Annotated in this window: 25 protein-coding genes; 19 read left to right on the top strand and 6 right to left on the bottom strand. The window is 57.5% G+C overall.

What is annotated here, in order from left to right:
- The first annotated feature begins 178 nt into the window (after window positions 1-178).
- Window positions 179-2722, top strand: coding sequence for a class I adenylate cyclase (cyaA, locus tag NUX24_RS19530; protein WP_023309629.1), 2544 nt, complete (start codon window positions 179-181; stop codon window positions 2720-2722).
- A gap of 41 nt (window positions 2723-2763) precedes the next feature.
- On the opposite strand, the gene cyaY is transcribed toward cyaA, so the two are convergent.
- On the bottom strand, window positions 2764-3084 hold the full coding sequence (gene cyaY / locus NUX24_RS19525; RefSeq protein ID WP_148244759.1) for an iron donor protein CyaY: 321 nt from the start codon (window positions 3082-3084) through the stop codon (window positions 2764-2766).
- 135 nt (window positions 3085-3219) lie between these two features.
- Between cyaY and NUX24_RS19520 the strand changes: the two genes are divergently transcribed.
- From NUX24_RS19520 to corA, 8 genes are all read left to right on the top strand, one after another.
- Window positions 3220-3423 carry a lipoprotein gene (locus NUX24_RS19520; RefSeq protein ID WP_047652219.1) on the top strand — a complete coding sequence of 68 codons (204 nt, stop codon included), beginning with the start codon at window positions 3220-3222 and terminating at the stop codon, window positions 3421-3423.
- Window positions 3424-3458: 35 nt separating this feature from the next.
- Entirely contained in the window at window positions 3459-4283 is an 825-nt protein-coding gene (gene dapF / locus NUX24_RS19515; protein WP_008501545.1) for a diaminopimelate epimerase, read from the top strand.
- Window positions 4280-4987 (top strand): DUF484 domain-containing protein, encoded by a 708-nt coding sequence (locus tag NUX24_RS19510; RefSeq protein WP_257833547.1) that lies wholly within the window; start codon window positions 4280-4282, stop codon window positions 4985-4987. Before dapF ends, NUX24_RS19510 begins: the two co-directional genes overlap by 4 nt.
- Window positions 4984-5886, top strand: coding sequence for a tyrosine recombinase XerC (gene xerC / locus NUX24_RS19505; protein WP_023309625.1), 903 nt, complete (start codon window positions 4984-4986; stop codon window positions 5884-5886). Before NUX24_RS19510 ends, xerC begins: the two co-directional genes overlap by 4 nt.
- On the top strand, window positions 5886-6602 hold the full coding sequence (yigB, locus tag NUX24_RS19500) for a 5-amino-6-(5-phospho-D-ribitylamino)uracil phosphatase YigB (protein WP_047652223.1): 717 nt from the start codon (window positions 5886-5888) through the stop codon (window positions 6600-6602). The genes xerC and yigB overlap by 1 nt, the downstream gene beginning before the upstream one ends.
- Window positions 6603-6681: 79 nt before the next feature.
- Window positions 6682-8844 carry a DNA helicase II gene (gene uvrD / locus NUX24_RS19495; RefSeq protein ID WP_257833544.1) on the top strand — a complete coding sequence of 721 codons (2163 nt, stop codon included), beginning with the start codon at window positions 6682-6684 and terminating at the stop codon, window positions 8842-8844.
- A gap of 149 nt (window positions 8845-8993) precedes the next feature.
- Window positions 8994-9050 (top strand): YsgD/CorL family protein, encoded by a 57-nt coding sequence (gene ysgD / locus NUX24_RS19490; RefSeq protein WP_212743980.1) that lies wholly within the window; start codon window positions 8994-8996, stop codon window positions 9048-9050.
- Window positions 9051-9201: 151 nt separating this feature from the next.
- Entirely contained in the window at window positions 9202-10152 is a 951-nt protein-coding gene (gene corA, locus NUX24_RS19485) for a magnesium/cobalt transporter CorA (protein ID WP_008501540.1), read from the top strand.
- Between the two features lie 52 nt (window positions 10153-10204).
- On the opposite strand, the gene rarD is transcribed toward corA, so the two are convergent.
- Together rarD and yigI are read right to left on the bottom strand one after the other, a co-directional pair.
- A complete protein-coding gene (rarD, locus tag NUX24_RS19480) occupies window positions 10205-11101 on the bottom strand; it encodes an EamA family transporter RarD (protein WP_063408171.1) in 897 nt (298 codons plus the stop codon).
- A 51-nt stretch (window positions 11102-11152) separates the two neighbouring features.
- Window positions 11153-11620, bottom strand: coding sequence for an acyl-CoA thioesterase YigI (gene yigI / locus NUX24_RS19475; RefSeq protein ID WP_008501538.1), 468 nt, complete (start codon window positions 11618-11620; stop codon window positions 11153-11155).
- A gap of 163 nt (window positions 11621-11783) precedes the next feature.
- On the opposite strand from yigI, the gene pldA reads away from it, so the two are divergent.
- The 3 genes from pldA (at window position 11784) to rhtC (ending at window position 15255) form a co-directional block, all read left to right on the top strand.
- Window positions 11784-12653 (top strand): phospholipase A, encoded by an 870-nt coding sequence (gene pldA / locus NUX24_RS19470; protein ID WP_257833539.1) that lies wholly within the window; start codon window positions 11784-11786, stop codon window positions 12651-12653.
- A gap of 90 nt (window positions 12654-12743) precedes the next feature.
- Window positions 12744-14573 carry an ATP-dependent DNA helicase RecQ gene (recQ, locus tag NUX24_RS19465; RefSeq protein WP_029741834.1) on the top strand — a complete coding sequence of 610 codons (1830 nt, stop codon included), beginning with the start codon at window positions 12744-12746 and terminating at the stop codon, window positions 14571-14573.
- A gap of 61 nt (window positions 14574-14634) precedes the next feature.
- Window positions 14635-15255, top strand: a complete 621-nt coding sequence (rhtC, locus tag NUX24_RS19460; protein WP_010426287.1) for a threonine export protein RhtC — start codon at window positions 14635-14637, stop codon at window positions 15253-15255.
- Here rhtC and rhtB read toward each other — a convergent pair.
- The gene (gene rhtB / locus NUX24_RS19455) at window positions 15252-15872 is read right to left on the bottom strand and encodes a homoserine/homoserine lactone efflux protein (RefSeq protein WP_257833535.1); all 621 of its coding nucleotides are present in this window, start codon (window positions 15870-15872) and stop codon (window positions 15252-15254) included. The genes rhtC and rhtB overlap by 4 nt on opposite strands.
- A gap of 110 nt (window positions 15873-15982) precedes the next feature.
- On the opposite strand from rhtB, the gene pldB reads away from it, so the two are divergent.
- The 3 genes from pldB (at window position 15983) to NUX24_RS19440 (ending at window position 18789) form a co-directional block, all read left to right on the top strand.
- A complete protein-coding gene (gene pldB, locus NUX24_RS19450) occupies window positions 15983-16975 on the top strand; it encodes a lysophospholipase L2 (protein ID WP_063440061.1) in 993 nt (330 codons plus the stop codon).
- A 31-nt stretch (window positions 16976-17006) separates the two neighbouring features.
- Window positions 17007-17807 (top strand): sugar/pyridoxal phosphate phosphatase YigL, encoded by an 801-nt coding sequence (gene yigL, locus NUX24_RS19445; RefSeq protein WP_047652228.1) that lies wholly within the window; start codon window positions 17007-17009, stop codon window positions 17805-17807.
- Window positions 17808-17889: 82 nt separating this feature from the next.
- Entirely contained in the window at window positions 17890-18789 is a 900-nt protein-coding gene (locus NUX24_RS19440) for a carboxylate/amino acid/amine transporter (protein WP_047652229.1), read from the top strand.
- Here the strand turns inward: NUX24_RS19440 and metR are convergent.
- The gene (gene metR, locus NUX24_RS19435) at window positions 18677-19630 is read right to left on the bottom strand and encodes an HTH-type transcriptional regulator MetR (protein WP_023309616.1); all 954 of its coding nucleotides are present in this window, start codon (window positions 19628-19630) and stop codon (window positions 18677-18679) included. The genes NUX24_RS19440 and metR overlap by 113 nt on opposite strands.
- Window positions 19631-19745: 115 nt before the next feature.
- Between metR and metE the strand changes: the two genes are divergently transcribed.
- Window positions 19746-22007, top strand: coding sequence for a 5-methyltetrahydropteroyltriglutamate--homocysteine S-methyltransferase (gene metE / locus NUX24_RS19430; RefSeq protein WP_047652231.1), 2262 nt, complete (start codon window positions 19746-19748; stop codon window positions 22005-22007).
- 45 nt (window positions 22008-22052) lie between these two features.
- On the opposite strand, the gene NUX24_RS19425 is transcribed toward metE, so the two are convergent.
- A complete protein-coding gene (locus NUX24_RS19425) occupies window positions 22053-22859 on the bottom strand; it encodes a dienelactone hydrolase family protein (RefSeq protein WP_257833530.1) in 807 nt (268 codons plus the stop codon).
- 255 nt (window positions 22860-23114) lie between these two features.
- Between NUX24_RS19425 and udp the strand changes: the two genes are divergently transcribed.
- From udp to ubiE, 3 genes are all read left to right on the top strand, one after another.
- Window positions 23115-23876, top strand: coding sequence for a uridine phosphorylase (gene udp, locus NUX24_RS19420; RefSeq protein WP_003860792.1), 762 nt, complete (start codon window positions 23115-23117; stop codon window positions 23874-23876).
- Window positions 23877-24015: 139 nt separating this feature from the next.
- Window positions 24016-25473, top strand: coding sequence for a DNA recombination protein RmuC (gene rmuC / locus NUX24_RS19415; RefSeq protein WP_257833528.1), 1458 nt, complete (start codon window positions 24016-24018; stop codon window positions 25471-25473).
- A 66-nt stretch (window positions 25474-25539) separates the two neighbouring features.
- Window positions 25540-26295: a bifunctional demethylmenaquinone methyltransferase/2-methoxy-6-polyprenyl-1,4-benzoquinol methylase UbiE gene (gene ubiE, locus NUX24_RS19410; RefSeq protein WP_023309612.1), complete on the top strand. Its 756-nt coding sequence runs from the start codon at window positions 25540-25542 to the stop codon at window positions 26293-26295.
- The last annotated feature ends 9 nt before the right edge of the window (window positions 26296-26304 follow it).

Here is a 26304-nt window from a genome sequence, read left to right as displayed (position 1 = left end):
CTTTACGGTCAACCGGCAAGGTGTTAAATTGATCACGTTTTAGACCATTTTTTCGTCGCTACCACCAAAAATGATAAGGGCGAAAAAGGGTAACGGTTATCTTTTTGAAATACTGCGGGTCCGCTGTTATTCGTGTTTTGAATAGCTTGCGACACCCGGAAACATCAGGCGATACGTCTTGTACCTCTATATTGAGACTCTGAAACAGAGACTGGATGCCATTAATCAACTGCGTGTGGATCGCGCGCTTGCTGCCATGGGCCCTGCTTTCCAGCAGGTATACAGTCTGCTGCCGACATTATTGCACTATCACCATCCGCTAATGCCTGGCTACCTTGACGGTAACGTTCCCCAGGGCATTTGCCTTTTCACGCCTGATGAAACCCAACAGCATTACCTCAACGAACTGGAACTCTACCGCGGCATGCCGCCACAGGAGTCTCCAAAAGGTGAACTGCCGATTACCGGCGTTTACTCTATGGGGAGCACCTCATCGGTAGGGCAAAGCTGTTCTTCGGACCTGGATATCTGGGTCTGTCATCAGTCCTGGCTCGATAACGACGAGCGTCAGCTGCTGCAGCGCAAGTGCAGCCTGCTGGAGAGCTGGGCGGCCTCGCTCGGCGTGGAAGTAAGCTTCTTCCTGATTGATGAAAACCGTTTCCGCCATAACGAAAGCGGCAGTCTGGGTGGTGAGGACTGCGGCTCGACTCAGCACATCTTACTGCTGGATGAATTTTACCGTACTGCTGTGCGTCTGGCCGGGAAGCGTATTCTGTGGAATATGGTCCCGTGCGAAGAAGAAGAGCATTACGATGACTACGTCATGTCGCTTTACGCGCAGGGTGTACTGACGCCAAACGAATGGCTGGACCTCGGCGGCCTCAGTTCTCTGTCAGCCGAAGAGTACTTTGGCGCAAGCCTCTGGCAGCTCTATAAGAGTATCGACTCACCGTACAAAGCGGTGCTGAAAACGCTGCTGCTGGAAGCCTATTCCTGGGAATACCCCACGCCGCGCCTGCTGGCGAAAGATATCAAGCAGCGTCTGCACGACGGGGAGATCGTCTCCTTCGGGCTGGACGCCTACTGCATGATGCTGGAGCGCGTGACCGAATACCTGAAAGCCATTGATGACACCACGCGTCTTGACCTGGTGCGTCGATGTTTCTATCTCAAAGTTTGTGAGAAATTGAGCCGCGAGCGCGCCTGCGTGGGCTGGCGTCGTGAAGTGGTCAGTCAGTTAGTGAAAGAGTGGGGATGGGACGAAGCGCGTCTGTCCATGCTCGACAACCGGGCCAACTGGAAAATCGATCAGGTGCGTGAAGCGCACAACGAACTGCTCGATGCGATGATGCAAAGCTACCGTAACCTGATCCGCTTTGCGCGCCGTAACAACCTCAGCGTTTCCGCCAGCCCGCAGGACATCGGGGTATTAACCCGTAAGCTGTACGCCGCGTTTGAAGCGCTGCCGGGTAAAGTCACCCTGGTTAACCCGCAGATTTCGCCAGACCTGTCAGAACCAAATCTGACCTTTATCTACGTGCCGCCGGGCCGCGCGAACCGCACCGGGTGGTATCTGTACAACCGTGCGCCAAGCATGGATTCCATCATCAGCCATCAGCCGCTGGAGTATAACCGCTACCTGAACAAGCTGGTGGCCTGGGCCTGGTTTAACGGCCTGCTGACCTCGCGCACGCGCCTGTTTATCAAAGGCAACGAGGTGGTCGATCTCGCTAAGCTGCAGGAGATGGTCGCGGATGTGTCGCACCATTTCCCGCTGCGTCTGCCTGCCCCAACGCCGAAAGCGCTCTACAGCCCGTGCGAAATTCGCCATCTGGCAATTATCGTCAACCTGGAATACGACCCGACGGCGGCCTTCCGCAATCAGGTGGTTCACTTTGACTTCCGCAAGCTGGACGTCTTTAGCTTTGGCGAGCAGCAAAACTGCCTGGTAGGCAGTGTGGATCTGCTGTACCGCAACTCCTGGAACGAAGTGCGTACCCTGCATTTCAACGGTGAGCAGGCAATGATCGAAGCGCTGAAAACGATTCTCGGTAAGATGCACCAGGATGCCGCACCGCCGGACAGCGTTGAGGTGTTCTGCTACAGCCAGCACCTGCGCGGTTTAATTCGTACCCGCGTGCAGCAGCTGGTCTCTGAGTGTATCGAACTGCGTCTCTCCAGTACTCGCCAGGAAACCGGGCGCTTTAAGGCGCTGCGCGTCTCCGGTCAGACCTGGGGCCTGTTCTTCGAACGCCTGAACGTGTCGGTACAGAAGCTGGAAAACGCCATCGAGTTCTACGGCGCGATTTCACACAACAAGCTGCATGGCCTGTCGGTGCAGGTGGAAACCAACCACGTTAAGCTCCCGCAGGTAGTTGACGGATTCGCCAGCGAAGGGATTATTCAGTTCTTCTTTGAAGAGTCGGGCGACGATGCCGGGTTCAACATCTACATTCTGGATGAGACCAACCGCGCCGAGGTGTATCACCATTGTGAAGGCAGTAAAGAGGAGCTGGTGCGCGACGTCAGCCGCTTCTACTCCTCTTCGCATGACCGTTTCACCTACGGCTCAAGCTTTATCAACTTTAACCTGCCGCAGTTTTACCAGATTGTGAACGTCGACGGTCGTACGCAGGTGATCCCGTTCCGCACCCAGGCCGTCACGCCTGCCGCGCCTGCCAATCAGGACACCGCGCCGCTGTTGCAGCAGTATTTCTCCTGAGTCTTTTCGCCGGGTAAGCGCAGCGCCACCCGGCACCAAAACTACCTGAAACTCACGACCTCACCCGCCTGCGCGGTCGCCGCCTGTTCCAGCAGATCCCAGAACGGTACGCCGCTGCGGTCGCAAACCCATTCCCCGTCTTTCAGATCGAAATGATAGCCGCCCTGTTTCGCGGCCAGCCACACCTGGTGAAGCGGCTCCTGGCGGTTAATAATAATTTTGCTGCCATTTTCGAAGCTCAGGGTCAGAATGCCGCCGTTGATTTCACAATCGATATCGCTGTCGCCGTCCCAGTCGTCAAGACGCTCTTCGATGGTCATCCACAGGTTGTCGGCAAGGCGATGGAATTCACTGTCGTTCATGGTTTTGTTCCTGTTTTTCGTGATGCCGGCAGTATAACCCTAAATAATTCCCGTTGCAGGAAAGCGGCAAACTCTTGCTTTTGTGTCTTCTCCTGCGATGATAGAAACAGATTTGAACTTACGGGCAACTTTATAATGAAAAACGCTTTCCGAACGCTTGCCGTTCTCATCACGCTGTTTAGCCTGACTGGCTGCGGACTGAAGGGACCACTGTACTTCCCGCCTGCGGATAAAACCGCACCGCCGCCGACGAAACCCGTGCAAAGCGGCATTGAGTCTACCACGCCAACTACTAACGATCGTGGCGACAACGGTGGCCCGACTCAGGTTAATCTCTGACGACAACGTTCTGTACCCGCGCAATGGAGCAAATGATGCAGTTCTCTAAAATGCATGGCCTTGGCAACGATTTTATGGTCGTCGACGCGGTAACGCAGAATGTGTTTTTCTCCCCGGAACTGATCCGTCGCCTGGCGGATCGGCATCTGGGCGTGGGGTTCGATCAGCTGCTGGTGGTCGAGCCACCGTACGATCCCGACCTCGATTTCCACTACCGTATTTTTAACGCGGACGGCAGCGAAGTTAACCAGTGCGGCAACGGCGCGCGCTGTTTTGCCCGCTTTGTCCGCCTGAAAGGGCTGACCAACAAGCGTGATATTCGCGTCAGCACGGCCAATGGCCGCATGGTGCTCAGCGTCACCGATGATGAGCTGGTGCGCGTGAACATGGGCGAGCCTAACTTCGAGCCCTCCGTCGTGCCGTTTCGCGCAAACAAAGCGGAAAAGACCTATATTATGCGTGCAGCCGAGCAGACAGTATTGTGCGGCGTCGTCTCAATGGGTAACCCACACTGCGTGATTCAGGTTGATGATGTGGAAACCGCCGCGGTCGAAACGCTCGGCCCGGTGCTGGAAAGCCACGAACGTTTCCCGGAGCGCGCGAACATCGGCTTTATGCAGGTGGTGAAGCGCGAACACATTCGCCTGCGGGTTTACGAGCGCGGCGCGGGCGAGACGCAGGCCTGCGGAAGCGGTGCCTGTGCAGCGGTGGCCGTGGGTATCTCTCAGGGTTTACTGGCAGAAGAGGTTCGCGTGGAGTTACCGGGCGGTAGGCTTGATATCGCCTGGAAAGGACCGGGTCATCCACTGTATATGACTGGCCCGGCGGCACATGTCTATGACGGGTTTATCCATCTATGAAACAACCAGGGGAAGAACTGCAGGAAACAGTGACGGAACTGGACGACAGAGCTGTTGTTGATTATCTGCTGCGCAATCCTGAGTTTTTTATTCGCAATGCACGCGTCGTCGAAGAGATGCGCGTGCCGCATCCGGTTCGCGGGACCGTGTCGCTGGTCGAATGGCACATGGCGCGCTCGCGCAACCACATCAATCAGCTTGAAGAGAATATGACGCTGCTGATGGAGCAGGCCAGCACCAACGAAAACCTGTTCTATCGTCTGTTGCATCTGCAGGCGCGTCTGGCGTCGGCGCACAGCCTTGACGAGTTCCTCAGCCGCTTCCACCGCTGGGCCCGGGAGCTGGGGCTGGCGGGCGCAACGATTCGTCTTTTCCCTGACCGCTGGCGCATCGGCGCGCCGTCGGGGTTCACCCATCTGGCGCTGAGCCGTCAGGCGTTTGAACCGTTGCGCATTCAGCGTCTGGGCCATGAGCACCACTATCTGGGGCCGCTTAACGGACCTGAGCTACTGGTGGTGTTACCGGAAGCCAAAGCGATTGGCTCGGTGGCGATGTCGCTGATGGGGCGCGATGGCGATCTGGGCGTCATATTATTTACCAGCCGCGACGCGCATCACTATGAGCAGGGGCAGGCCACGCACCTGCTGCAGGAGATTGCCCTGATGCTGCCCGAGCTGCTGGAGCGCTGGATTGAGCGCGTATGACGGACGGACTGCTCGCCACTGACGTCTCGCGCTTTCTGCGCTATCTGGGCGTGGAGCGTCAGCTTAGCCCCATTACCCTGCTGAACTACCAGCGTCAGCTTGATGCCATCATGCAGATCGCCGACGAAATCGGCCTGAAAAGCTGGCAACAATGTGACGCTGCGACGGTGCGCGGGTTCGTCGTGCGTAGCCGTAAAAAAAATCTCAGCCCGGCAAGCCTGGCGCTCAGGCTCTCAGCGCTGCGCAGTTTCTTCGACTGGCTGGTCAGCCAGGGGGGCTTAAAAGCCAACCCGGCAAAGGGGATCGCCACGCCGAAAGCGCCGCGCCATCTGCCTAAAAATATCGACGTTGACGACGTAAACCGCCTGCTGGATATCGACCTTAACGACCCGCTCGCCGTGCGCGACCGCGCGATGCTGGAGGTGATGTACGGTGCCGGGCTGCGTCTGTCAGAGCTGGTTAATCTTGATATCAAACACCTCGATCTGGAGTCCGGTGAAGTGTGGGTAATGGGTAAGGGCAGCAAAGAGCGCCGCCTGCCGATTGGCCGCAATGCGGTTTCCTGGATTGAGCACTGGCTTGATCTGCGCGGGCTGTTTGGCAGCGAAGAGGATGCGCTGTTCCTGTCGAAGCTCGGCAAACGGATCTCGGCGCGTAACGTGCAGAAGCGCTTTGCGGAGTGGGGTATTAAGCAGGGGCTGAACAGCCACGTTCACCCGCACAAGCTGCGCCACTCCTTTGCGACACACATGCTTGAGTCGAGCGGCGATCTGCGCGGCGTGCAGGAACTGCTTGGCCACGCGAACCTGTCGACCACTCAAATCTATACCCACTTAGACTTCCAGCACCTTGCCTCGGTGTATGACGCGGCGCATCCACGCGCCAAACGGGGGAAATAATGCGTTTTTACCGCCCACTCGGTCAGATCTCAGCCCTGACGTTTGACCTTGATGACACTCTTTACGACAACCGCGAGGTGATCCTGCGTACCGAGCAGGAGTCGCTGGCGTTTGTGCAGAACTACCATCCCGCGCTGAAAGCGATGCAGAACAAAGACTTTCAGAAGCTGCGTCAGTCCCTGCGGGAAACCGAGCCGGACATTTACCACGACGTGACCGAATGGCGTCGTCGCGCGGTTGAGCAGGCGATGCTCAATGCCGGCCTGAGCGCGCAGGATGCGGCTATCGGGGCGGAAGCGGCCATGGAAAACTTCGCCAAATGGCGCAGCCGTATCGACGTGCCGCAGGAAACCCACGACACGCTGGCGAAGCTTGCCGAAAAGTGGCCGCTGGTGGCTATCACTAACGGCAATGCCCAGCCCGAGCTGTTTGGCCTCAGCGATTACTTTGAATTTGTGCTGCGCGCGGGCCCGCACGGGCGCGCGAAGCCATTTAATGATATGTACCATCTGGCGGCAGATAAGCTTAACCTGCCGCTGGGTAACATTCTGCACGTGGGGGATGACCTGACCACGGACGTGGCCGGTGCTATCCGCTGCGGGATGCAGGCCTGCTGGATCAAGCCGGAAAACGCTGACCTGATGATCGCCTCCGATAGCCGACTTCTGCCGCACGTGGAAATTTCACGGTTGGCATCCCTCACGACGCTGATATAATCATCAATTGTTCTGTATAAATTAACAGGGTTTTGGCGAGTGGAAACATTCGCCTGCCCGACATGACGTGACGGTGCCAATGGACGTTTCTTACCTGCTCGACAGCCTTAATGACAAACAGCGTGACGCGGTTGCCGCCTCGCGCACCAACCTGCTGGTGCTGGCTGGAGCGGGCAGTGGTAAGACGCGCGTGCTGGTTCACCGTATCGCCTGGCTGCAGAGCGTGGAGAACTGCTCCCCGTACTCCATCATGGCGGTGACGTTCACCAACAAGGCGGCGGCAGAGATGCGCCACCGTATCGCCCAGCTGATGGGCACCAGCCAGGGCGGCATGTGGGTTGGCACCTTCCACGGCCTGGCGCACCGCCTGCTGCGCGCGCACCATATGGACGCCAACCTGCCGCAGGATTTCCAGATCCTCGACAGCGAAGACCAGCTCCGTCTGCTGAAGCGCCTGATCAAGGCGATGAACCTCGACGAGAAGCAGTGGCCGCCGCGTCAGGCGATGTGGTACATCAACGGCCAGAAGGACGAGGGGCTGCGTCCGCACCATATTCAGAGCTTCGGCAACCCGGTCGAGCAGACCTGGCAGAACGTCTACAAGGCCTATCAGGAAGCGTGCGATCGCGCCGGTCTGGTGGATTTTGCCGAGCTGCTGCTGCGCGCCCACGAGCTGTGGCTCAACAAGCCGCACATCCTGCAGCACTACCGCGAACGCTTCACCAATATTCTGGTGGACGAATTCCAGGATACCAACAACATTCAGTACGCGTGGATCCGCCTGCTGGCCGGTGATACCGGCAAGGTGATGATCGTGGGCGATGATGACCAGTCGATCTACGGCTGGCGCGGGGCGCAGGTGGAGAATATCCAGCGCTTCCTCAACGATTTCCCCGGCGCGGAAACTATCCGTCTGGAACAGAACTACCGTTCAACCAGCAACATCCTGAGCGCGGCCAACGCCCTCATTGAGAACAACAACGGGCGTCTGGGTAAGAAGCTGTGGACCGACGGCGTCGACGGCGAACCGATTTCGATCTACTGCGCCTTCAACGAACTCGACGAAGCCCGCTTCGTGGTGAACCGCATCAAAACCTGGCAGGAGAACGGCGGTGCGCTGGAGCAGTGTGCCATTCTCTACCGCAGCAACGCCCAGTCGCGCGTGCTGGAAGAGGCTCTCCTGCAGGTGAGCATGCCGTACCGCATTTACGGCGGTATGCGATTCTTCGAACGTCAGGAAATCAAAGATGCGCTGTCGTATCTGCGCCTCATTGCGAACCGTAACGACGACGCGGCGTTTGAACGCGTGGTCAATACGCCGACCCGCGGGATTGGCGACCGCACGCTGGACGTCGTGCGTCAGGCCTCGCGCGATCGCCAGCTGACGCTGTGGCAGGCGTGCCGCGAGCTGCTGCAGGAAAAAGCCCTCGCTGGACGCGCCGCCAGCGCATTACAGCGCTTCCTTGAGCTGATTGACGCTCTGGCGCAGGAAACGGCCGACATGCCGCTGCACGTGCAGACCGACCGGGTGATTAAAGACTCCGGCCTGCGCACCATGTACGAGCAGGAGAAAGGCGAGAAGGGCCAGACCCGTATTGAGAACTTAGAGGAACTGGTCACGGCAACGCGCCAGTTCAGCTACAACGAAGAAGACGAAGATCTGATGCCGCTGCAGGCGTTCCTCTCCCACGCCGCGCTGGAAGCGGGTGAAGGGCAGGCGGACACCTGGCAGGATGCGGTTCAGCTGATGACCCTGCACTCCGCCAAAGGCCTGGAGTTCCCGCAGGTGTTCATCGTCGGGATGGAAGAGGGGATGTTCCCGAGCCAGATGTCGCTGGATGAGGGCGGACGTCTGGAAGAGGAACGTCGTCTGGCCTACGTGGGCGTGACGCGTGCGATGCAAAAGCTGACGCTAACCTACGCCGAAACCCGCCGTCTGTACGGTAAAGAGGTTTATCACCGTCCGTCGCGCTTTATCGGCGAACTGCCGGAGGAGTGCGTGGAAGAGGTGCGTCTGCGGGCGAGCATCAGCCGTCCGGTCAGCCATCAGCGCATGGGCTCGCCGATTGCGGAAACGGACACTGGCTACAAGCTCGGCCAGCGCGTGCGCCATTCGAAGTTTGGCGAAGGCACCATTGTGAATCTGGAAGGCAGCGGCGAGCACAGCCGCCTGCAGGTGGCGTTCCAGGGGCAGGGGATCAAATGGCTGGTGGCGGCCTACGCAAAGCTGGAAACGGTCTAACATTCAGAAAAATATCATTATTTTGTAATAATCTGCTAGCCTTATACAGTGAAGGTCAATTAATGCCCTTCAGCGTTCCGTTGCGTGTTGACGCCACAGTTATAGCTGGCGTAACATGCGCGCACGATTACGCTAAGAGGACATTCGCCTTGGACACACCCAGTAGATACTGGCTCAATTCCCTGTCATCCAGGAACAACTCCTAAGGCTATCTCCTCTTGCTGATGGCCTTAGTGGTTGTCAGCGACCTGCATTATTCCCGTCGCGCTGAGTCAGGCTGTTTAATGGTCTGAAACCCAATTTGTTTCTGTGTGCCCACCGAACTGTCCGATATTTTTTGCATTGGGAGTCCCGGTCATGTTGAGCGCATTTCAACTCGAAAATAACCGACTGACTCGGCTTGAAGCCGAAGAGTCACAGCCCCTCATTGATGCCGTATGGGTGGATCTGGTCGAGCCGGACGACGATGAACGCCTTCGCGTACAATCTGAACTGGGGCAAAGCCTGGCAACCCGCCCGGAACTGGAAGACATCGAAGCATCCGCGCGTTTTTTTGAAGACGAAGACGGTCTGCATATTCACTCCTTCTTCTTCTTTGAAGATGCGGAGGACCACGCGGGTAACTCCACCGTGGCGTTTACCATTCGCGACGGCCGTCTGTTTACCCTGCGCGAGCGTGAGCTGCCGGCATTCCGCCTCTACCGCATGCGCGCCCGCAGCCAGGCAATGGTGGACGGTAACGCTTACGAACTGCTGCTCGATCTGTTCGAGACAAAAATTGAACAGCTGGCGGACGAAATTGAAAACATCTACAGCGATCTGGAAAAGCTGAGCCGCGTGATCATGGAAGGCCATCAGGGCGATGAGTACGACGAAGCGCTCTCCACGCTGGCGGAGCTGGAAGATATCGGCTGGAAGGTGCGCTTGTGTCTGATGGATACCCAGCGCGCGCTGAACTTCCTGGTGCGCAAGGCGCGTCTGCCGGGCGGTCAGCTGGAGCAGGCGCGTGAGATCTTACGAGATATCGAATCCCTGCTGCCGCACAACGAATCCCTGTTCCAGAAGGTGAACTTCCTGATGCAGGCGGCGATGGGCTTTATCAACATCGAGCAGAACCGCATCATCAAGATCTTCTCGGTGGTTTCCGTGGTGTTCCTGCCGCCGACGCTGGTAGCCTCCAGCTACGGGATGAACTTCGAGTTTATGCCGGAGCTGAAGTGGAGCTTTGGCTATCCGGGGGCGATTATCTTTATGATCCTCGCGGGGCTGGCGCCGTATCTCTATTTCAAGCGCCGGAACTGGCTGTAAGAGCGAGGCGAATTCCCTCTCCCTGTGGGAGAGGGTTAGGGTGAGGGCAACTTTACAGCCCTTTACGCACCCTGCGTTGGGTATAAATCGCATCGGCGACGAAAATCGCCAGCGCCACCCAGATAAAGGCGAACGTCACCATCTTATCCGCCCCAGGCACTTCGCCGTAAAACACCACCGCCAGCAGGAACATCAGCGTCGGGCCAATGTACTGGAAGAAGCCCAGCGTAGAGAGACGCAGGCGCGTCGCTGCACCGGTGAAGCACAGCAGTGGAATGGTGGTTACCACGCCCGCCGCCATCAGCATCAGGTTCAGCGACCACGGGTTGCTGCCCATGTGGCTGGTTGGGCTGTCCGCAATGCCGAAGAGATAAATCGCCGCTACCGGCAGCAGCCACAGGGTTTCAAACAGCATCCCCGTCTGTGCTTCAACCGCAATCTTCTTACGCACCAGGCCGTAGAACGCAAAGCTGAACGCCAGACCGAGGGCAATAATCGGCAGCGAGCCGAAGGTCCAGAGCTGCACCAGTACGCCGCAGAAGGCCAGAATCACCGCCACCCACTGCATCCGGCGGAAGCGCTCCCCGAGGAAAATCATCCCCAGCACGATGTTCACCAGCGGGTTAATGAAGTACCCCAGGCTCGCTTCGAGCATGTGATGATTATTCACCGCCCAGATAAACAGCAGCCAGTTGCCGCCAATGAGCACCGCTGAGAGCGCCAGCATGAAAATCTTTTTCGGGGTTTGCAGCAGCGTTTTGACGCCCGACCACTGACGGCTGAGGCTCATCAGCGCAATCATAAAGAAGAATGACCAGATAACGCGGTGAGTCAGGATCTCATCGGCCGGAACGTAGGCAATAAGCTTGAAATACGCCGGGGCGATACCCCAAATAAAATAAGCGGCAAGGGCGAGTAAAACGCCCTGCCGCGTCTGTTTAGCATCCATCGGGAAAATCCGTTACAAAAAAGTGAATTAATTTTACCCGATTTTGCCGCCTCAACCCACCATATAAGTGGCGGTTGCGCTGGCGATATACACCTGTTCTTCGTTGTGTAATTCAACGCGCGCCACGGCAACTTTATTCCCCGCGCGCAGCAGGCTGCTGGTACAGGTAAAGCGATTTCCGCGCCCCGGGCGAAGATAGTCGACGCGCAGATCAATGGTGCCCATGCGCGCCAGACGCTGGCGGAGTTCGTCTTCGTTGATGGTGTCATGGCGGGTCAGCGTACTGCCCACGCAGACCAGACCTGCCGCCACGTCCAGCGCGGAGGCAATCACGCCGCCGTGTAAAATACTTTGCGCCCAGTTGCCCACCATCATTGGCTGGTTGTTGAAGCTCAGCTGGGCAAAATCTTTCTCGTAACGCTCCAGCTCCAGTCCCAGCGCGCGGTTAAACGGCATATGGTAAACAAAAATCTCGCCCACGAGTTTTAACACTTCTTCGGCGGTAAGCATGGCTGACATGAGGCATCACATCCTTATTGTTAACGAAATGTTGATTTTATGCCTCGGCAACAAGGAATTCCACTTTCAGAAACGAGGATGCAGCAGTTGTCGCAGAAGTCTGTAGAATGTTCGCCACATAACTATTCAGCTAATTTTACTCTTTTGCAGGAGAACACCACCGATGCGGACGTATCTGGCCTGGTTACTGGCGGCGGTTGCGCTGCCCCTCACAGCATATGCGCAGGAAGCGACGATCAAAGAGGTGCATGATAAACCTGCCGTTCACGGTAGCATTATCGCGAACCTTCTTCAGGAGCATGACAATCCGTTCACGCTCTATCCGTATGACACCAACTATGTGATTTACACCCAGACCAGCGATCTCAACAAAGAGGCGATAAGCTCCTATAACTGGTCTGATAATGCGCGTAAAGATGAGGTGAAGTTCCAGCTCAGCCTCGCGTTCCCGTTCTGGCGCGGTATTCTGGGGCCGAACTCGGTGCTCGGGGCGTCTTACACGCAGAAATCCTGGTGGCAGCTCTCTAACAGCGAAGAGTCCTCGCCGTTCCGTGAAACCAACTATGAGCCGCAGCTGTTCCTCGGTTTTGCAACGGATTATGAGTTTGCGGGCTGGACGCTGCGCGATGTCGAAGTGGGCTTTAACCACGATTCCAACGGTCGTTCTGACCCGACATCCCGCAGCTGGAACCGTGCCTATACGCGCCTGATGGCGCAGAACGGTAACTGGATGGTGGAAGTGAAGCCGTGGTATGTGGTCGGCAGTACGGATGACAACCCGGATATCACCAAATATATGGGCTACTACCAGCTTAAAGTCGGCTATCAGTTAGGCGATGCCGTGCTCAGCGCCAAAGGCCAGTACAACTGGAACACCGGCTACGGCGGTGCGGAAGTGGGCTTAAGCTATCCAATGACGAAGCATGTCCGCATCTACACTCAGGTGTACAGCGGTTACGGCGAGTCGCTTATCGATTACAACTTCAACCAGACCCGCGTCGGCGTGGGCGTGATGCTGAACGATATTCTCTAGGCTGTTCGAATGTTTTTGCGTTAAACGTTGAAGTTTCTCTCTCAGGCGCTGAAAATAGCGCCTGTTTCATTTCTGGCATATGGGGTTAACGTGGCGCAGGCGGAAGTATTGAATCAGGAGTCGCTGGCTAAACAGGTTTTGCATGAAACCTTTGGCTACCAGCAGTTCCGCCCCGGCCAGGAAACCATCATTGAAACGGTGCTGGAAGGTCGTGATTGCCTGGTGGTAATGCCGACCGGTGGCGGCAAGTCCCTCTGTTATCAGGTGCCCGCGCTGGTGCTTAACGGCCTGACGGTCGTGGTATCCCCCCTTATTTCTCTGATGAAAGACCAGGTTGACCAGCTGCTTGCCAACGGCGTGGCGGCGGCCTGTCTCAACTCGACCCAAACCCGGGAGCAGCAGCAAGAGGTGATGGCCGGATGCCGTACCGGGCAGATCCGCCTGCTGTATATCGCCCCGGAACGCCTGATGCTGGATAACTTCCTCGATCACCTGGCGCACTGGAACCCGGTCCTGCTGGCGGTGGATGAAGCGCACTGTATTTCCCAGTGGGGACACGATTTCCGCCCGGAATACGCTGCCCTCGGCCAGCTGCGTCAGCGCTTCCCCGAGCTGCCGTTTATGGCGCTTACCGCCACGGCGGATGACACCACGCGGCTGGATATCGTTCGCCTGCTCGGGCTGAACGACCCCTATATTCAGGTCAGCAGCTTCGACCGCCCAAACATCCGCTATATGCTGATGGAAAAGTTCAAGCCGCTGGATCAGCTCCTGCGCTACGTCCAGGAGCAGCGCGGCAAGTCCGGCATCATCTACTGCAACAGCCGCGCGAAGGTGGAAGACACCGCCGCGCGTCTGCAAAACCGCGGCTTTAGCGCCGCCGCCTATCACGCCGGATTAGAGAACCACATCCGCGCCGACGTGCAGGAAAAATTCCAGCGCGATGACCTGCAAATCGTCGTCGCAACGGTGGCGTTCGGAATGGGGATCAACAAGCCCAACGTGCGCTTTGTGGTGCATTTCGACATCCCGCGCAATATCGAATCCTACTATCAGGAAACCGGCCGCGCCGGGCGTGACGGGCTGCCTGCGGAAGCGATGCTGTTTTACGATCCGGCCGATATGGCGTGGCTGCGCCGATGTCTGGAAGAGAAGCCGCAGGGACAGCTGCAGGATATCGAGCGCCACAAGCTCAACGCGATGGGCGCGTTTGCCGAAGCGCAAACCTGCCGTCGTCTGGTGTTGCTCAACTACTTTGGTGAAGGGCGCCAGGAGCCGTGCGGCAACTGCGATATCTGCCTCGATCCGCCAAAGCAGTACGATGGCCTGATGGACGCGCGTAAGGCGCTCTCGACCATTTACCGTGTGAATCAACGCTTCGGGATGGGCTACGTGGTGGAGGTGCTGCGCGGCGCCAACAACCAGCGTATTCGCGATATGGGTCACGACAAGCTGCCGGTCTACGGTATTGGCAAGGAGCAGAGCCACGAGCACTGGGTGAGCATCATTCGCCAGCTGATCCACCTCGGCTTCGCCACGCAGAACATTGCCCAGCACTCCGCCCTGCAGCTGACCGAGGCGGCGCGTCCGGTCCTGCGCGGTGACGTTGAGCTTAAGCTCGCCGTGCCGCGCGTCATCGCCCTGAAGCCACGCGTGATGCAGAAATCCTACGGCGGCAACTACGACCGCAAGCTGTTCGCCAAACTGCGCAAGCTGCGTAAAGCCATCGCCGACGAAGAAAATATCCCGCCTTACGTGGTGTTCAACGACGCGACGCTGATCGAGATGGCCGAACAGATGCCGCTCAGCGCCAGCGAAATGCTCAGCGTCAACGGCGTGGGAACGCGCAAGCTGGAGCGCTTCGGTAAAGAGTTTATGGCGCTCATCCGCTCTCACGCCGATGGTGATGATGAGGAGTAGTCAGCCGGGCGAAAAAGTGCCAGGATGATGACTCACTGAATTATTTCCTCGCGAGCTAATTATGTTAATGCTATTTCTCACCGTGGCGTTAGTGCACATCGTTGCGCTGATGAGCCCCGGCCCGGACTTTTTCTTCGTATCACAAACGGCCGTCAGCCGCTCCCGCAAAGAGGCGATGATGGGCGTGCTCGGTATCACCATGGGCGTTATGGTCTGGGCGGCCGTTGCGCTGCTTGGTCTGAACCTAATCCTGGCGAAGATGGCCTGGCTGCATAACATCATTATGGTCGGCGGCGGTCTGTATCTGTGCTGGATGGGCTACCAGATGCTGCGCGGGGCGCTGAAGAAAGAAGAGAAAAAGCCGGAAGAGCCAAAGGTGGAGCTGGCTACGGGCGGCCGCAGCTTTGTAAAAGGGCTGCTGACCAATCTGGCGAACCCGAAAGCCATTATCTATTTCGGCTCGGTGTTCTCGCTGTTTGTCGGCGATAGCGTCGGCGCTGGCGCGCGCTGGGGCATCTTCCTGCTGATCGTCGTTGAAACCTTTGCCTGGTTTACCATCGTGGCCAGCCTGTTTGCCTTACCGGCGATGCGCCGCGGCTATCAGCGTATCGCGAAGTGGATTGACGGCTTCGCCGGCGCGCTGTTCGCCGGCTTCGGCATTCATCTCATCATTTCTCGCTAAGCATGACGCGCTGACGCAAGCAGCGCGCCAACCAGCATAAACAGCGAGCCAAAGACTTTATTCAGGGCCTTCATCTGCTTAGGCCCTTTAATCCACGCCGCAATTCGCTGCGCCAGCGTCGCGTAACCAATCATCACGATGATATCGACGATAATGGTGGTCGCGCCCAGCACCACGTACTGCATCACCTGGGGCTGATGCGGAACGATAAACTGCGGGAACAGCGCGGCGAGGAAAACGATGCTCTTCGGGTTGGTCAGGTTGACGAACACTGCGCGCTTAAACAGATGGCCGCGGTTTTGCGTCTGAGCCAGCGTATTCAGGTTGATGGAGCCTGCCGCGCGCCACTGCTGAATGCCGAGCCAAATGAGATACGCCGCCCCGGCCCATTTCAGCACCTCAAAGGCCAGCACGGAGCGGGAGAACAGGGTTCCCAGACCGATCCCGACCAGCAAAATATGAATGCCCAGCCCGGTCTGCAAACCGGCAATCGACGCCGCCGCACCGCGGTAGCCGTGATTGATGGAGGTGGTCATGGTGTTAATAGCACCCGAACCCGGAGAAAGGCTGAGAATAATGGATGTCAGCAGGTAGGCGAACCACCATTCGAAGGTCATTTGAAACTCCCGAACCGTCTATTTTTATGCCACAATACGCTATTATTGAGTCATTTTGTGACCGGTGACGAAAAAAACGATATTCCCTGGATTACGTGAGTGGAAACCCAATGTTTCAGCAGAAAAAGGACTGGGAAACACGAGAAAACGCTTTTGCTGCTTTCTCTATGGGGCCGCTGACCGATTTCTGGCGGCAGCGTGAGGAAGATGAGTTTACGGGCGTCGGGGGCGTCCCGGTGCGTTTCGTTCGTTTCCGAAATGAAAAAAATGACCGGGTGATTGTGGTCTGCCCCGGGCGTATTGAAAGCTACGTTAAATACGCCGAGCTGGCCTATGACCTGGTCCATATGGGGTTCGATGTCCTGATCATCGACCATCGTGGACAGGGGCTGTCCGGACGTATGCTGCCGGACACGCACCGTGGGCACGTCGATCGCTTCAGCGATTACGTCGACGATTTTGCCGCGTTCTGGCAGCAGGACGTGCAGCCCGGCCCCTGGCGCAAGCGGTATATTCTTGCGCACTCCATGGGCGGCGCCATTTCGACGCTGTTTTTGCAGCGTTACGCGCACGAGTGCGACGCCATTGCGCTCACCGCGCCGATGTACGGTATCGTCATTCGTTTTCCTGACTGGATGGTGCGTCATCTTCTTGACTGGGCTGAGGGCCATCAGCGCATTCGTGAAGGTTACGCCATTGGCACAGGACGCTGGCGCGCGCTGCCGTTCGCCATCAACGTCTTAACCCACAGCCGGCAGCGTTATCGCCGTAACCTGCGCTTTTATGCCGATGAACCGCGCTTGCGCGTCGGCGGCCCGACCTGGCACTGGGTGCGTGAGGGTATTCTGGCCGGTGAGCAGGTGTTGGCAGGCGTAGGCGATGATGACACGCCGACGCTTCTGATCCAGGCGGAAGAAGAGCGTGTGGTGGATAACCGCATGCATGACCGCTATTGTGAACTGCGCGCTGCCGCCGGTCACCCTTGTGAAGGGGGTAAACCGCTGGTCATTAACGGCGCGTTCCATGAGATCCTTTTTGAAAAGGACGCTATGCGCTCAGTCGCGCTTAACGCCATTGTTGAATTTTTCAACAGGCATAATTGATTCTTGTTTTCCACCAGAGGTTGAAATCCCTATGTACCAGGTTGTTGCATCTGATTTAGATGGCACGCTGCTTTCCCCCGACCACACCCTGTCGCCTTATGCGAAAGAGACCTTAAAGCTTCTGACTGCCCGTGGCGTGAACTTTGTGTTCGCTACCGGCCGCCACCACGTGGACGTGGGGCAGATCCGCGATAATCTTGAGATCAAATCGTACATGATCACCTCCAACGGTGCGCGCGTGCATGATACCGACGGCAACCTGATCTTTACCCACAACCTGGATCGCGATATTGCCGCCGATCTGTTCGGCGTGGTGCATAGCAACCCGGCTATCGTTACCAACGTTTACCGCGACGACGACTGGTTCATGAACCGCCACCGCCCGGATGAAATGCGTTTCTTCAAGGAAGCGGTATTCAACTACTCCCTCTACGAACCGGGCCTGCTGGAGCCGGAAGGGATCAGCAAGGTGTTCTTCACCTGCGACAGTCACGAAGAGCTGCTCCCGCTGGAGCAGGCGATCAACGCCCGCTGGGGCGATCGCGTTAACGTGAGCTTCTCAACCCTGACCTGCCTGGAGGTGATGGCGGGTGGCGTCTCCAAAGGTCACGCTCTGGAAGCGGTTGCGAAACGGCTGGGCTTCGGGCTGAAAGACTGTATCGCCTTCGGTGACGGCATGAACGACGCCGAGATGCTTTCGATGGCGGGCAAGGGCTGCATCATGCAGAACGCGCACCAGCGTCTGAAGGATCTGCACCCTGAGCTGGAAGTGATTGGTTCTAACGCAGACAACGCGGTACCGAAATACCTGCGCAAACTGTTCCTTGAATAATCTTCATTCGATTATTTATTACTCAGTTGTCAACTAAAGAGTTCGCTACAATGCCTCTCCTTCTTTCTGAGAGACAAGCATTGTGGCGCTACTCATTATCACCACTATCCTGTGGGCCTTCTCCTTTAGCCTGATTGGCGAATACCTTGCCGGTTCGGTCGACAGCTACTTCTCGGTGCTGATGCGCGTGGGGCTGGCGGCGCTGGTGTTCCTGCCGTTTCTGCGCACGCGCGGGCAATCGCTGAAAACGATTGTGCTGTATATGCTGGTGGGAGCGATGCAGCTCGGCATCATGTATCTGTTCAGCTTCCGGGCTTACGTCTACCTGTCTGTCTCCGAGTTCCTGCTCTTTACCGTGCTGACGCCGCTCTATATCACGCTGATTTACGACCTGCTCAGCAGGCGCCGCCTGCGCTGGGGATACCTGCTGAGCGCCGCGCTGGCGGTGATCGGCGCGGCGATTATTCGCTATGACAAAGTCAGCGATCACTTCTGGACCGGGCTGATGTTCGTCCAGCTCGCCAACATCAGTTTTGCCATCGGCATGGTGGGCTACAAACGCCTGATGGAAACCCGTCCGATGCCGCAGCATAACGCGTTCGCCTGGTTCTATATGGGCGCCGCGATTGTCGCGGTGGCGGCGTGGTTTATGCTCGGTAACCCGCAAAAACTGCCGACCACCACCGTGCAGTGGGGTGTTCTGGTCTGGCTGGGCGTGGTGGCGTCAGGGCTGGGGTACTTCATGTGGAACTACGGCGCTACGCAGGTAGACGCCGGTACGCTGGGGATCATGAACAACGTGCATGTCCCGGCAGGGCTGCTGGTCAACCTCGCCATCTGGCAGCAACAGCCGCACTGGCCGAGCTTTATTATTGGGGGAGCGGTGATCCTGGCTTCGCTGTGGGTCCATCGCCGATGGGTCGCTCCGCGCTCCGCACAAACGGAAGATGGTCGCACGCGTGGTTCCGCGCTGAGCGAATAAACGCCTCCGTAATCGGCTGACGCTGCTCGCCATCGCGCACGGCGGCGTACAGTCGGCTCCACAGTCCTTCACCCAGGGTTTTGGTCTGCACCAGACCCTGGCGTTCAAAACTCTCCACCACCCAGTGTGGCAGCGCCGCGATACCCATTCTGGCCGCCACCATCTGAATCAGCAGCAGGGTGTTATCCACGCTTTTCAGCTGCGGGCTAATGCCTGCCGGCTGCAGGAAGTGGCGCCAGATATCCAGGCGGCTGCGCTGCACCGGATAAATCAGCAGCGTCTCTGTCGCCAGGTCTTCCGGCGTGATGCGCGTTTTGGCAGCCAGCGGGTGGTCCGGCGCCAGCACCAGGCGTACTTCATAATCAAACATCGGCGAATAGTGCAGGCCGCTGCGCGGCAGGATGTCAGAGGTCATGACCAGATCCAGCTCGCCCTGCTGCAGCGACGGCTGCGGGTCAAAGGTCACGCCAGATTTGAAGTCCATCTCCACCTGCGGCCACTTCTGGCGGAAGTTCTCAAGCGCGGGGGTCAGCCACTGAATACAGCTGTGGCACTCAATGGCGATGCGCAGTTTGGTCTGCTGCGGTTCGTTACACGCCTGCAGCGCGCTGGCGATTTGCGGCAGTACCTGATTCGCCAGCTGAAGAAGAATTTCACCCTGCGGCGTAAAGCGTAGCGGCTGGCTCTTACGCACAAAAAGACGGAAGCCGAGGCGTTGTTCCAGATCGCTGAACTGGTGAGAAAGGGCAGACTGGGTTTGGTGCAGCGTGGCCGCAGCCGCCGCGAGCGAACCGCAGTTCCGCAACGCTTGTAGCGTTTTCAGGTGTTTAATCTCGATCATGAAAGTCCTTCACTTCGCCATGAACATATTGCGCTTGAGGAATATACAGTACCTGCCAATTATAGATGTGTAAACATCTGGACGTCTAAATAACGAATTTCACAAGGGGCACACCATGACAATCCGCAATCACACTCTCGGTTTCCCTCGCGTCGGCCTGCGTCGCGAGCTGAAAAAAGCGCAAGAAAGCTACTGGGCGGGTAATGCCACCCGCGAAGAACTGCTGGCGGTGGGGCGCGAGCTGCGCGCCCGCCACTGGGATCAGCAAAAACAGGCGGGCATTGACCTGCTGCCGGTGGGCGATTTCGCCTGGTACGACCATGTTCTGACGACCAGCCTGCTGCTTGGCAACGTGCCGGCTCGTCATCAGAACAAAGATGGATCGGTAGATATCGATACCCTGTTCCGCATCGGCCGTGGCCGCGCGCCAACGGGGGAGCCAGCGGCAGCGGCGGAAATGACCAAGTGGTTTAACACCAACTATCACTATATGGTGCCGGAGTTCGTCAAAGGCCAGCAGTTCAGGCTGACCTGGACGCAGCTTCTGGACGAGGTGGACGAAGCGCTGGCGCTGGGCCACCAGGTGAAGCCGGTGCTGCTCGGGCCGGTAACGTACCTGTGGCTGGGCAAAGTAAAGGGCGAGCCGTTTGACCGACTCAGCCTGCTGAAGGATATTCTGCCGGTCTACAAACAGGTGCTGAGTGAGCTGGGCAAACGCGGCATTCAGTGGGTGCAAATCGACGAACCGGCGCTGGTGCTTGAGCTGCCGCAGGATTGGCTCGATGCCTTCAAACCGGCGTATGACGCGCTCACCGGTCAGGTAAAACTCCTTCTGACGACCTATTTTGAAGGCGTGACGCCGAACCTGAAGACCATTACCGCGCTGCCGGTGCAGGGCCTGCACGTTGACCTCGTACACGGTAAAGACGATGTCGCGGAACTGCATAAGCGTTTGCCAGCGGACTGGCTGCTCTCCGCCGGGCTGATCAACGGCCGTAACGTCTGGCGCGCCGATCTCACCGAGAAATACGCGCAAATTAAAGACATCGTCGGTAAACGCGAGCTGTGGGTGGCCTCGTCCTGTTCGCTGCTGCACAGCCCGATCGATCTGAGCGTGGAAACACGTCTGGATGCTGAGGTGAAAAGCTGGTTTGCCTTCGCCCTGCAAAAATGTGAAGAGCTGACGCTGTTGCGCGACGCGCTGAACAGCGGCGACACGGCGGCGATTACCGAATGGAGCGCCCCGATCCAGGCGCGTCGTCACTCGGCGCGCGTGCACAACCCGGCGGTGGAGAAACGCCTGGCGGCCATCACTGCCCAGGACAGCCAGCGCCAGAGTCCGTACGAGGTGCGCGCCGAAGCGCAGCGCGCCCGCTTTAATCTGCCTGCGTGGCCGACCACCACAATTGGCTCTTTCCCGCAGACTACGGAGATCCGCGGCCTGCGCCTGGACTTCAAAAAGGGCAATCTGGATGCGAATCACTACCGCACCGGCATCGCGGAACACATCAAGCAGGCGATTATCGAGCAGGAACGCCTGGGGCTGGACGTGCTGGTGCACGGCGAGGCCGAGCGTAACGACATGGTGGAATACTTCGGTGAGCACCTGGATGGCTTTGTCTTTACCCAGAACGGCTGGGTGCAGAGCTACGGCTCCCGCTGCGTGAAGCCGCCGGTGGTTATCGGTGACGTCAGCCGCCCGGAAGCGATCACCGTGGAGTGGGCGAAGTATGCCCAGTCCCTTACCGACAAGCCGGTAAAAGGGATGCTGACCGGTCCGGTGACCATTCTCTGCTGGTCGTTCCCGCGTGAAGACGTGACTCGTGAAACTATCGCCAAACAGATTGCCCTGGCGCTGCGTGATGAGGTGGCGGATCTGGAAGCGGCAGGCATTGGCATTATTCAGATTGACGAACCGGCCCTGCGCGAAGGGTTGCCGCTGCGCCGCAGCGACTGGGATGCCTACCTGCAGTGGGGAGTGGAAGCGTTCCGCATCAACGCCGCGGTGGCGAAGGACGACACCCAGATCCACACCCACATGTGTTACTGCGAATTTAACGACATCATGGATTCGATTGCCGCGCTGGACGCCGACGTGATCACCATCGAGACCTCGCGTTCAGACATGGAGCTGCTGGAGTCGTTTGAAGAGTTCGACTACCCGAATGAAATCGGGCCGGGCGTGTACGACATTCACTCTCCGAACGTGCCGAGCGTGGAGTGGATTGAAGCTCTGCTGAAAAAAGCGGCCCAGCGCATTCCGGCGGAGCGCCTGTGGGTGAACCCGGACTGCGGACTGAAAACCCGCGGCTGGCCGGAGACGCGCGCGGCGCTGGCGAACATGGTGAAGGCGGCGCAAAACCTGCGTCAGGCTTGATGATGCGTAGGCCCGGTAAGGCATAGCCGCCACCGGGCTTTTTTATTACGCTTTCTTACCGCCGTACTGGCTAAACCACGCCAGCATTCTCTGCCAGCCATCTTTGGCTGATTCTGCGTGATAGCTCGGACGATAATCGGCGTTAAACGCATGCCCGGCATCCGGGTATACCACAATCTCCGCCTTCGCATTGGCCGCACGGAGCGCATGGCGCATGGTCTCAACCGAATCCAGCGAAATACCGGTGTCCTGGCCGCCGTAAAACCCTAACACGGGGGCGTTCAACTCCGTGGCGATATCGACCGGATGTTTCGGTGAATTCAGCGTTTTTTCACCCACCAGCTTGCCGTACCAGGCGACAGCGGCTTTGAGCTGCGGGTTATGCGCGGCATACAGCCAGCTAATACGTCCTCCCCAGCAGAAACCGGTGACCAGAAGACGATGCGGATCGCCGCCGTTGCGTGCCGCCCAGCTGGCGACGTGATCGAGATCGGCCAGCACCTGCGCGTCCGGGACTTTGCTGACCAGATTGCTGAGCAATGTTGGAATATCGCTGTAGTCGTTCGGATCGCCCTGACGGAAGTAGAGCTCTGGCGCAACGGCCAGATACCCTTCAAGCGCCAGCCGGCGGCAGAGGTCGCGAATGTGTTCGTGAACACCAAATATCTCCTGAATCACAATCACGATGGGCAGCGGACCGTCTGCCGATTTTGGCCGTGCGTGATATGCAGGCATATTCTCCCCCTGCGAGGGAATGGAGGTCTCACCCGCGGTAATTGCCGCTTCTGGCGTCGACACGATGGTTGAAGCATGTGGGGCCGCAGCAGGTGCAAAACCGGTTTTTTCAGTCATGGCATTCTCCGTACCAATGAGTTAGCGCAAAGGTAAATATAGACACCAGGTTAACAACTCACAGTGCCTTAAACGGTCTATCTTTTGTGCAGCACCTGGCGATATAACTTGTTAATGTGATGTGAATCACTTTTTTATGGAAATTCAATGTAATCATTTTCATTCATGGTGAGGTGTGTCACGAAAATATGCTTACTGCTTCTGTAAAGTACCGTTTTACTTCTTCTGACTAACCGACCCACAGAGGAGTCACCTATGTCTAAGTCTGATGTTTTTCATCTCGGCCTCACCAAAAACGATTTACAAGGGGCTACGCTCGCTATCGTCCCTGGCGATCCTGAGCGTGTGGAAAAGATCGCCGCGCTGATGGATAAGCCGGTCAAGCTGGCTGCCCATCGTGAGTTCACCACCTGGCGCGCAGAGCTGGATGGCAAAGCGGTGATCGTGTGCTCTACCGGTATCGGTGGTCCGTCTACGTCTATTGCTGTTGAAGAGCTGGCACAGCTGGGCATCCGTACTTTCCTGCGTATCGGCACCACCGGCGCTATCCAGCCGCACATCAACGTCGGTGACGTGCTGGTCACGACCGCATCCGTTCGTCTGGACGGCGCAAGCCTGCACTTTGCACCGATGGAATTCCCGGCAGTGGCTGATTTCGAATGCACCACCGCGCTGGTTGAAGCCGCGAAATCCGTAGGCGCAACTACCCACGTGGGCGTCACCGCCTCTTCCGACACCTTCTACCCGGGCCAGGAGCGTTACGACACCTTCTCAGGCCGCGTGGTAAGCCGTTTCAAAGGCTCAATGGAAGAGTGGCAGTCCATGGGCGTGATGAACTACGAAATGGAATCCGCAACGCTGCTGACCATGTGTGCAAGCCAGGGTCTGCGTGCCGGTATGGTGGCGGGCGTGATCGTTAACCGCACCCAGCAGGAGATCCCGAACGCCGAAACCATGAAGCAGACCGAAAGTCATGCAGTGAAAATCGTGGTGGAAGCAGCGCGTCGCCTGATCTAATCCTCTCTTCCGAAATCAAAGGCCGACGCGTTCGGCCTTTATTTTTTGCGTAGCGCCTCGCAGGAAAAGCCTTTCAAACTGGACGTTTATACAGCACAATTCTATTTTGTGCGGGTAATACGTTGATGCAGGGGGCATTGTGGATATCTCAATCCTGATTTACGCGGTGATTGGGCTGGTGGGCTTAGGGATTGGCTGGCTGATTTCCAGCTACCAGCATGCGCAGCAGAAGGCCGACCAGCTGGCCGAGCGAGAAGAGATGGTCGCCGATTTAAGCGCGACAAAACAGCAGCTTGCGCTGAGCGAACACTGGCGCGACGAGTGTGAATTGCTCAATAACGAGCTGCGCAACCTGCGCGATATCAACACGTCACTGGAAGCCGATCTCCGCGAAGTGACCACCCGCCTTGAATCCACCCAGCTGCATGCGGAAGACAAAATCCGCCAGATGATCAACAGCGAGCAGCGCCTTAGCGAACAGTTTGAGAACCTCGCTAACCGAATTTTTGAGCACAGCAACCGCCGCGTTGACGAACAGAACCGCCAGAGCCTGAACAGCCTGCTGACGCCCCTGCGCGAACAGCTTGACGGTTTTCGCCGTCAGGTGCAGGACAGCTTTGGTCAGGAAGCCCGCGAGCGTCACACCCTGGCGCATGAGATTCGCAATCTCCAGCAGCTCAATGCCCAGATGGCGCAGGAAGCGGTTAACCTGACCCGCGCGCTCAAAGGGGATAACAAAACCCAGGGCAGTTGGGGCGAAGTGGTGCTGACCCGCGTCCTGGAAGCTTCTGGCCTGCGGGAAGGGTACGAATACGAAACGCAGGTGAGTATCGAAAACGACGCCCGCTCACGCATGCAGCCGGATGTGATCGTGCGGCTGCCGCAGGGCAAAGATGTGGTGATTGACGCCAAAATGACGCTGGTGGCGTATGAACGCTACTTTAATGCGGACGATGACTACACCCGCGAGTCTGCGCTGCAGGAGCACATTGCCTCCGTGCGTAATCATATTCGCCTGCTTGGCAGAAAAGACTACCAGCAGCTGCCGGGTCTGCGCTCGCTGGACTATGTCCTGATGTTCATCCCGGTAGAACCTGCGTTCCTGCTGGCTCTCGACAGACAGCCTGAACTTATCACCGAAGCGCTCAAAAATAACATTATGCTGGTCAGCCCCACCACGCTGCTGGTGGCGTTACGCACCATTGCGAACCTGTGGCGCTACGAGCACCAGAGCCGCAACGCGCAGCAGATTGCCGATCGTGCCAGCAAGCTGTACGACAAAATGCGCCTCTTCGTGGACGACATGTCTTCAGTCGGGCAGAGCCTGGATCGTGCGCAGGATAACTACCGCCAGGCGATGAAAAAACTCGCCTCCGGACGTGGCAATCTGCTGGCACAGGCCGAATCATTCCGCAGCCTGGGGGTTGAGGTTAAACGCGAGATTAATCCGGAATTGGTCGAACAGGCCACCGCACAGGACGATGAGTTTCGTCTGCGAGAAGGTGCGGGCGAACAAAAGACAAACAGTGAAGACAACACGTTAGCGGCGGATTTATCATCAGACGAGACTCCAGCGCGTTTCTTTCGCGGTGGTTGAAACGTAGGGCAAACGCGCCCAATCTGTTACACTTCACGAACATTTTACTGATAAGCAGGCTCTGAGATGGCTGACGATTCACAAGACACAACGCACTTTGGCTTTCAGACTGTTGCCAAAGCGCAGAAAGCTGACATGGTGGCCCACGTATTTCATTCCGTGGCGGCGAAGTACGATGTGATGAATGACCTGATGTCGTTCGGCATTCATCGCTTGTGGAAGCGATTCACCATTGACTGTAGCGGCGTACGTCGTGGACAAACGGTGCTGGATTTAGCCGGCGGCACGGGCGATTTAACCGCGAAATTCTCCCGTCTGGTGGGCGAAACCGGTCGCGTTGTTCTCGCCGATATTAATGACTCCATGCTGAAAATGGGACGCGAAAAGCTGCGTAACATCGGCGTGGTGGGGAATGTGGAATATGTGCAGGCAAACGCCGAAGCGCTGCCATTCCCGGATAACACCTTTGACTGCATCACGATCTCTTTTGGTCTGCGTAACGTGACCGATAAAGAAAAAGCGCTGCGCTCTATGTACCGCGTGCTGAAGCCGGGGGGACGTCTGCTGGTGCTCGAGTTCTCTAAACCGATCATTGAGCCGCTAAGCAAAGCCTACGACGCCTATTCCTTCCACGTGCTGCCGCGTATTGGTGAGCTGGTGGCTAACGACGCTGAAAGCTACCGCTATCTGGCGGAATCTATCCGTATGCACCCGGATCAGGACACATTAAAAGCCATGATGCAGGACGCGGAATTTGAGAACGTTGAATATTTCAACCTGACGGCCGGTGTCGTCGCGCTGCATCGCGGTTACAAATTCTGAGTGGAGGTG

The sequence above is a fragment of the Enterobacter sp. HG048 genome (assembly GCF_024702055.1).
GTDB lineage: Bacteria > Pseudomonadota > Gammaproteobacteria > Enterobacterales > Enterobacteriaceae > Enterobacter > Enterobacter dykesii.
Note: the sequence above shows the minus strand (reverse complement) of the source record. Positions and strands in the feature narration are given on the sequence as shown.

What these genes read in the sequence shown, in the direction of transcription:
- cyaY (WP_148244759.1), bottom strand. Translation starts at nt 3,084, where the DNA reads ATGAACGACAGTGAATTCCATCGCCTTGCCGACAACCTGTGGATGACC.
- NUX24_RS19520 (WP_047652219.1), top strand. Translation starts at nt 3,220, where the DNA reads ATGAAAAACGCTTTCCGAACGCTTGCCGTTCTCATCACGCTGTTTAGC.
- dapF (WP_008501545.1), top strand. Translation starts at nt 3,459, where the DNA reads ATGCAGTTCTCTAAAATGCATGGCCTTGGCAACGATTTTATGGTCGTC.
- NUX24_RS19510 (WP_257833547.1), top strand. Translation starts at nt 4,280, where the DNA reads ATGAAACAACCAGGGGAAGAACTGCAGGAAACAGTGACGGAACTGGAC.
- xerC (WP_023309625.1), top strand. Translation starts at nt 4,984, where the DNA reads ATGACGGACGGACTGCTCGCCACTGACGTCTCGCGCTTTCTGCGCTAT.
- yigB (WP_047652223.1), top strand. Translation starts at nt 5,886, where the DNA reads ATGCGTTTTTACCGCCCACTCGGTCAGATCTCAGCCCTGACGTTTGAC.
- uvrD (WP_257833544.1), top strand. Translation starts at nt 6,682, where the DNA reads ATGGACGTTTCTTACCTGCTCGACAGCCTTAATGACAAACAGCGTGAC.
- corA (WP_008501540.1), top strand. Translation starts at nt 9,202, where the DNA reads ATGTTGAGCGCATTTCAACTCGAAAATAACCGACTGACTCGGCTTGAA.
- rarD (WP_063408171.1), bottom strand. Translation starts at nt 11,101, where the DNA reads ATGGATGCTAAACAGACGCGGCAGGGCGTTTTACTCGCCCTTGCCGCT.
- yigI (WP_008501538.1), bottom strand. Translation starts at nt 11,620, where the DNA reads ATGTCAGCCATGCTTACCGCCGAAGAAGTGTTAAAACTCGTGGGCGAG.
- pldA (WP_257833539.1), top strand. Translation starts at nt 11,784, where the DNA reads ATGCGGACGTATCTGGCCTGGTTACTGGCGGCGGTTGCGCTGCCCCTC.
- rhtC (WP_010426287.1), top strand. Translation starts at nt 14,635, where the DNA reads ATGTTAATGCTATTTCTCACCGTGGCGTTAGTGCACATCGTTGCGCTG.
- rhtB (WP_257833535.1), bottom strand. Translation starts at nt 15,872, where the DNA reads ATGACCTTCGAATGGTGGTTCGCCTACCTGCTGACATCCATTATTCTC.
- pldB (WP_063440061.1), top strand. Translation starts at nt 15,983, where the DNA reads ATGTTTCAGCAGAAAAAGGACTGGGAAACACGAGAAAACGCTTTTGCT.
- yigL (WP_047652228.1), top strand. Translation starts at nt 17,007, where the DNA reads ATGTACCAGGTTGTTGCATCTGATTTAGATGGCACGCTGCTTTCCCCC.
- metR (WP_023309616.1), bottom strand. Translation starts at nt 19,630, where the DNA reads ATGATCGAGATTAAACACCTGAAAACGCTACAAGCGTTGCGGAACTGC.
- metE (WP_047652231.1), top strand. Translation starts at nt 19,746, where the DNA reads ATGACAATCCGCAATCACACTCTCGGTTTCCCTCGCGTCGGCCTGCGT.
- NUX24_RS19425 (WP_257833530.1), bottom strand. Translation starts at nt 22,859, where the DNA reads ATGACTGAAAAAACCGGTTTTGCACCTGCTGCGGCCCCACATGCTTCA.
- udp (WP_003860792.1), top strand. Translation starts at nt 23,115, where the DNA reads ATGTCTAAGTCTGATGTTTTTCATCTCGGCCTCACCAAAAACGATTTA.
- ubiE (WP_023309612.1), top strand. Translation starts at nt 25,540, where the DNA reads ATGGCTGACGATTCACAAGACACAACGCACTTTGGCTTTCAGACTGTT.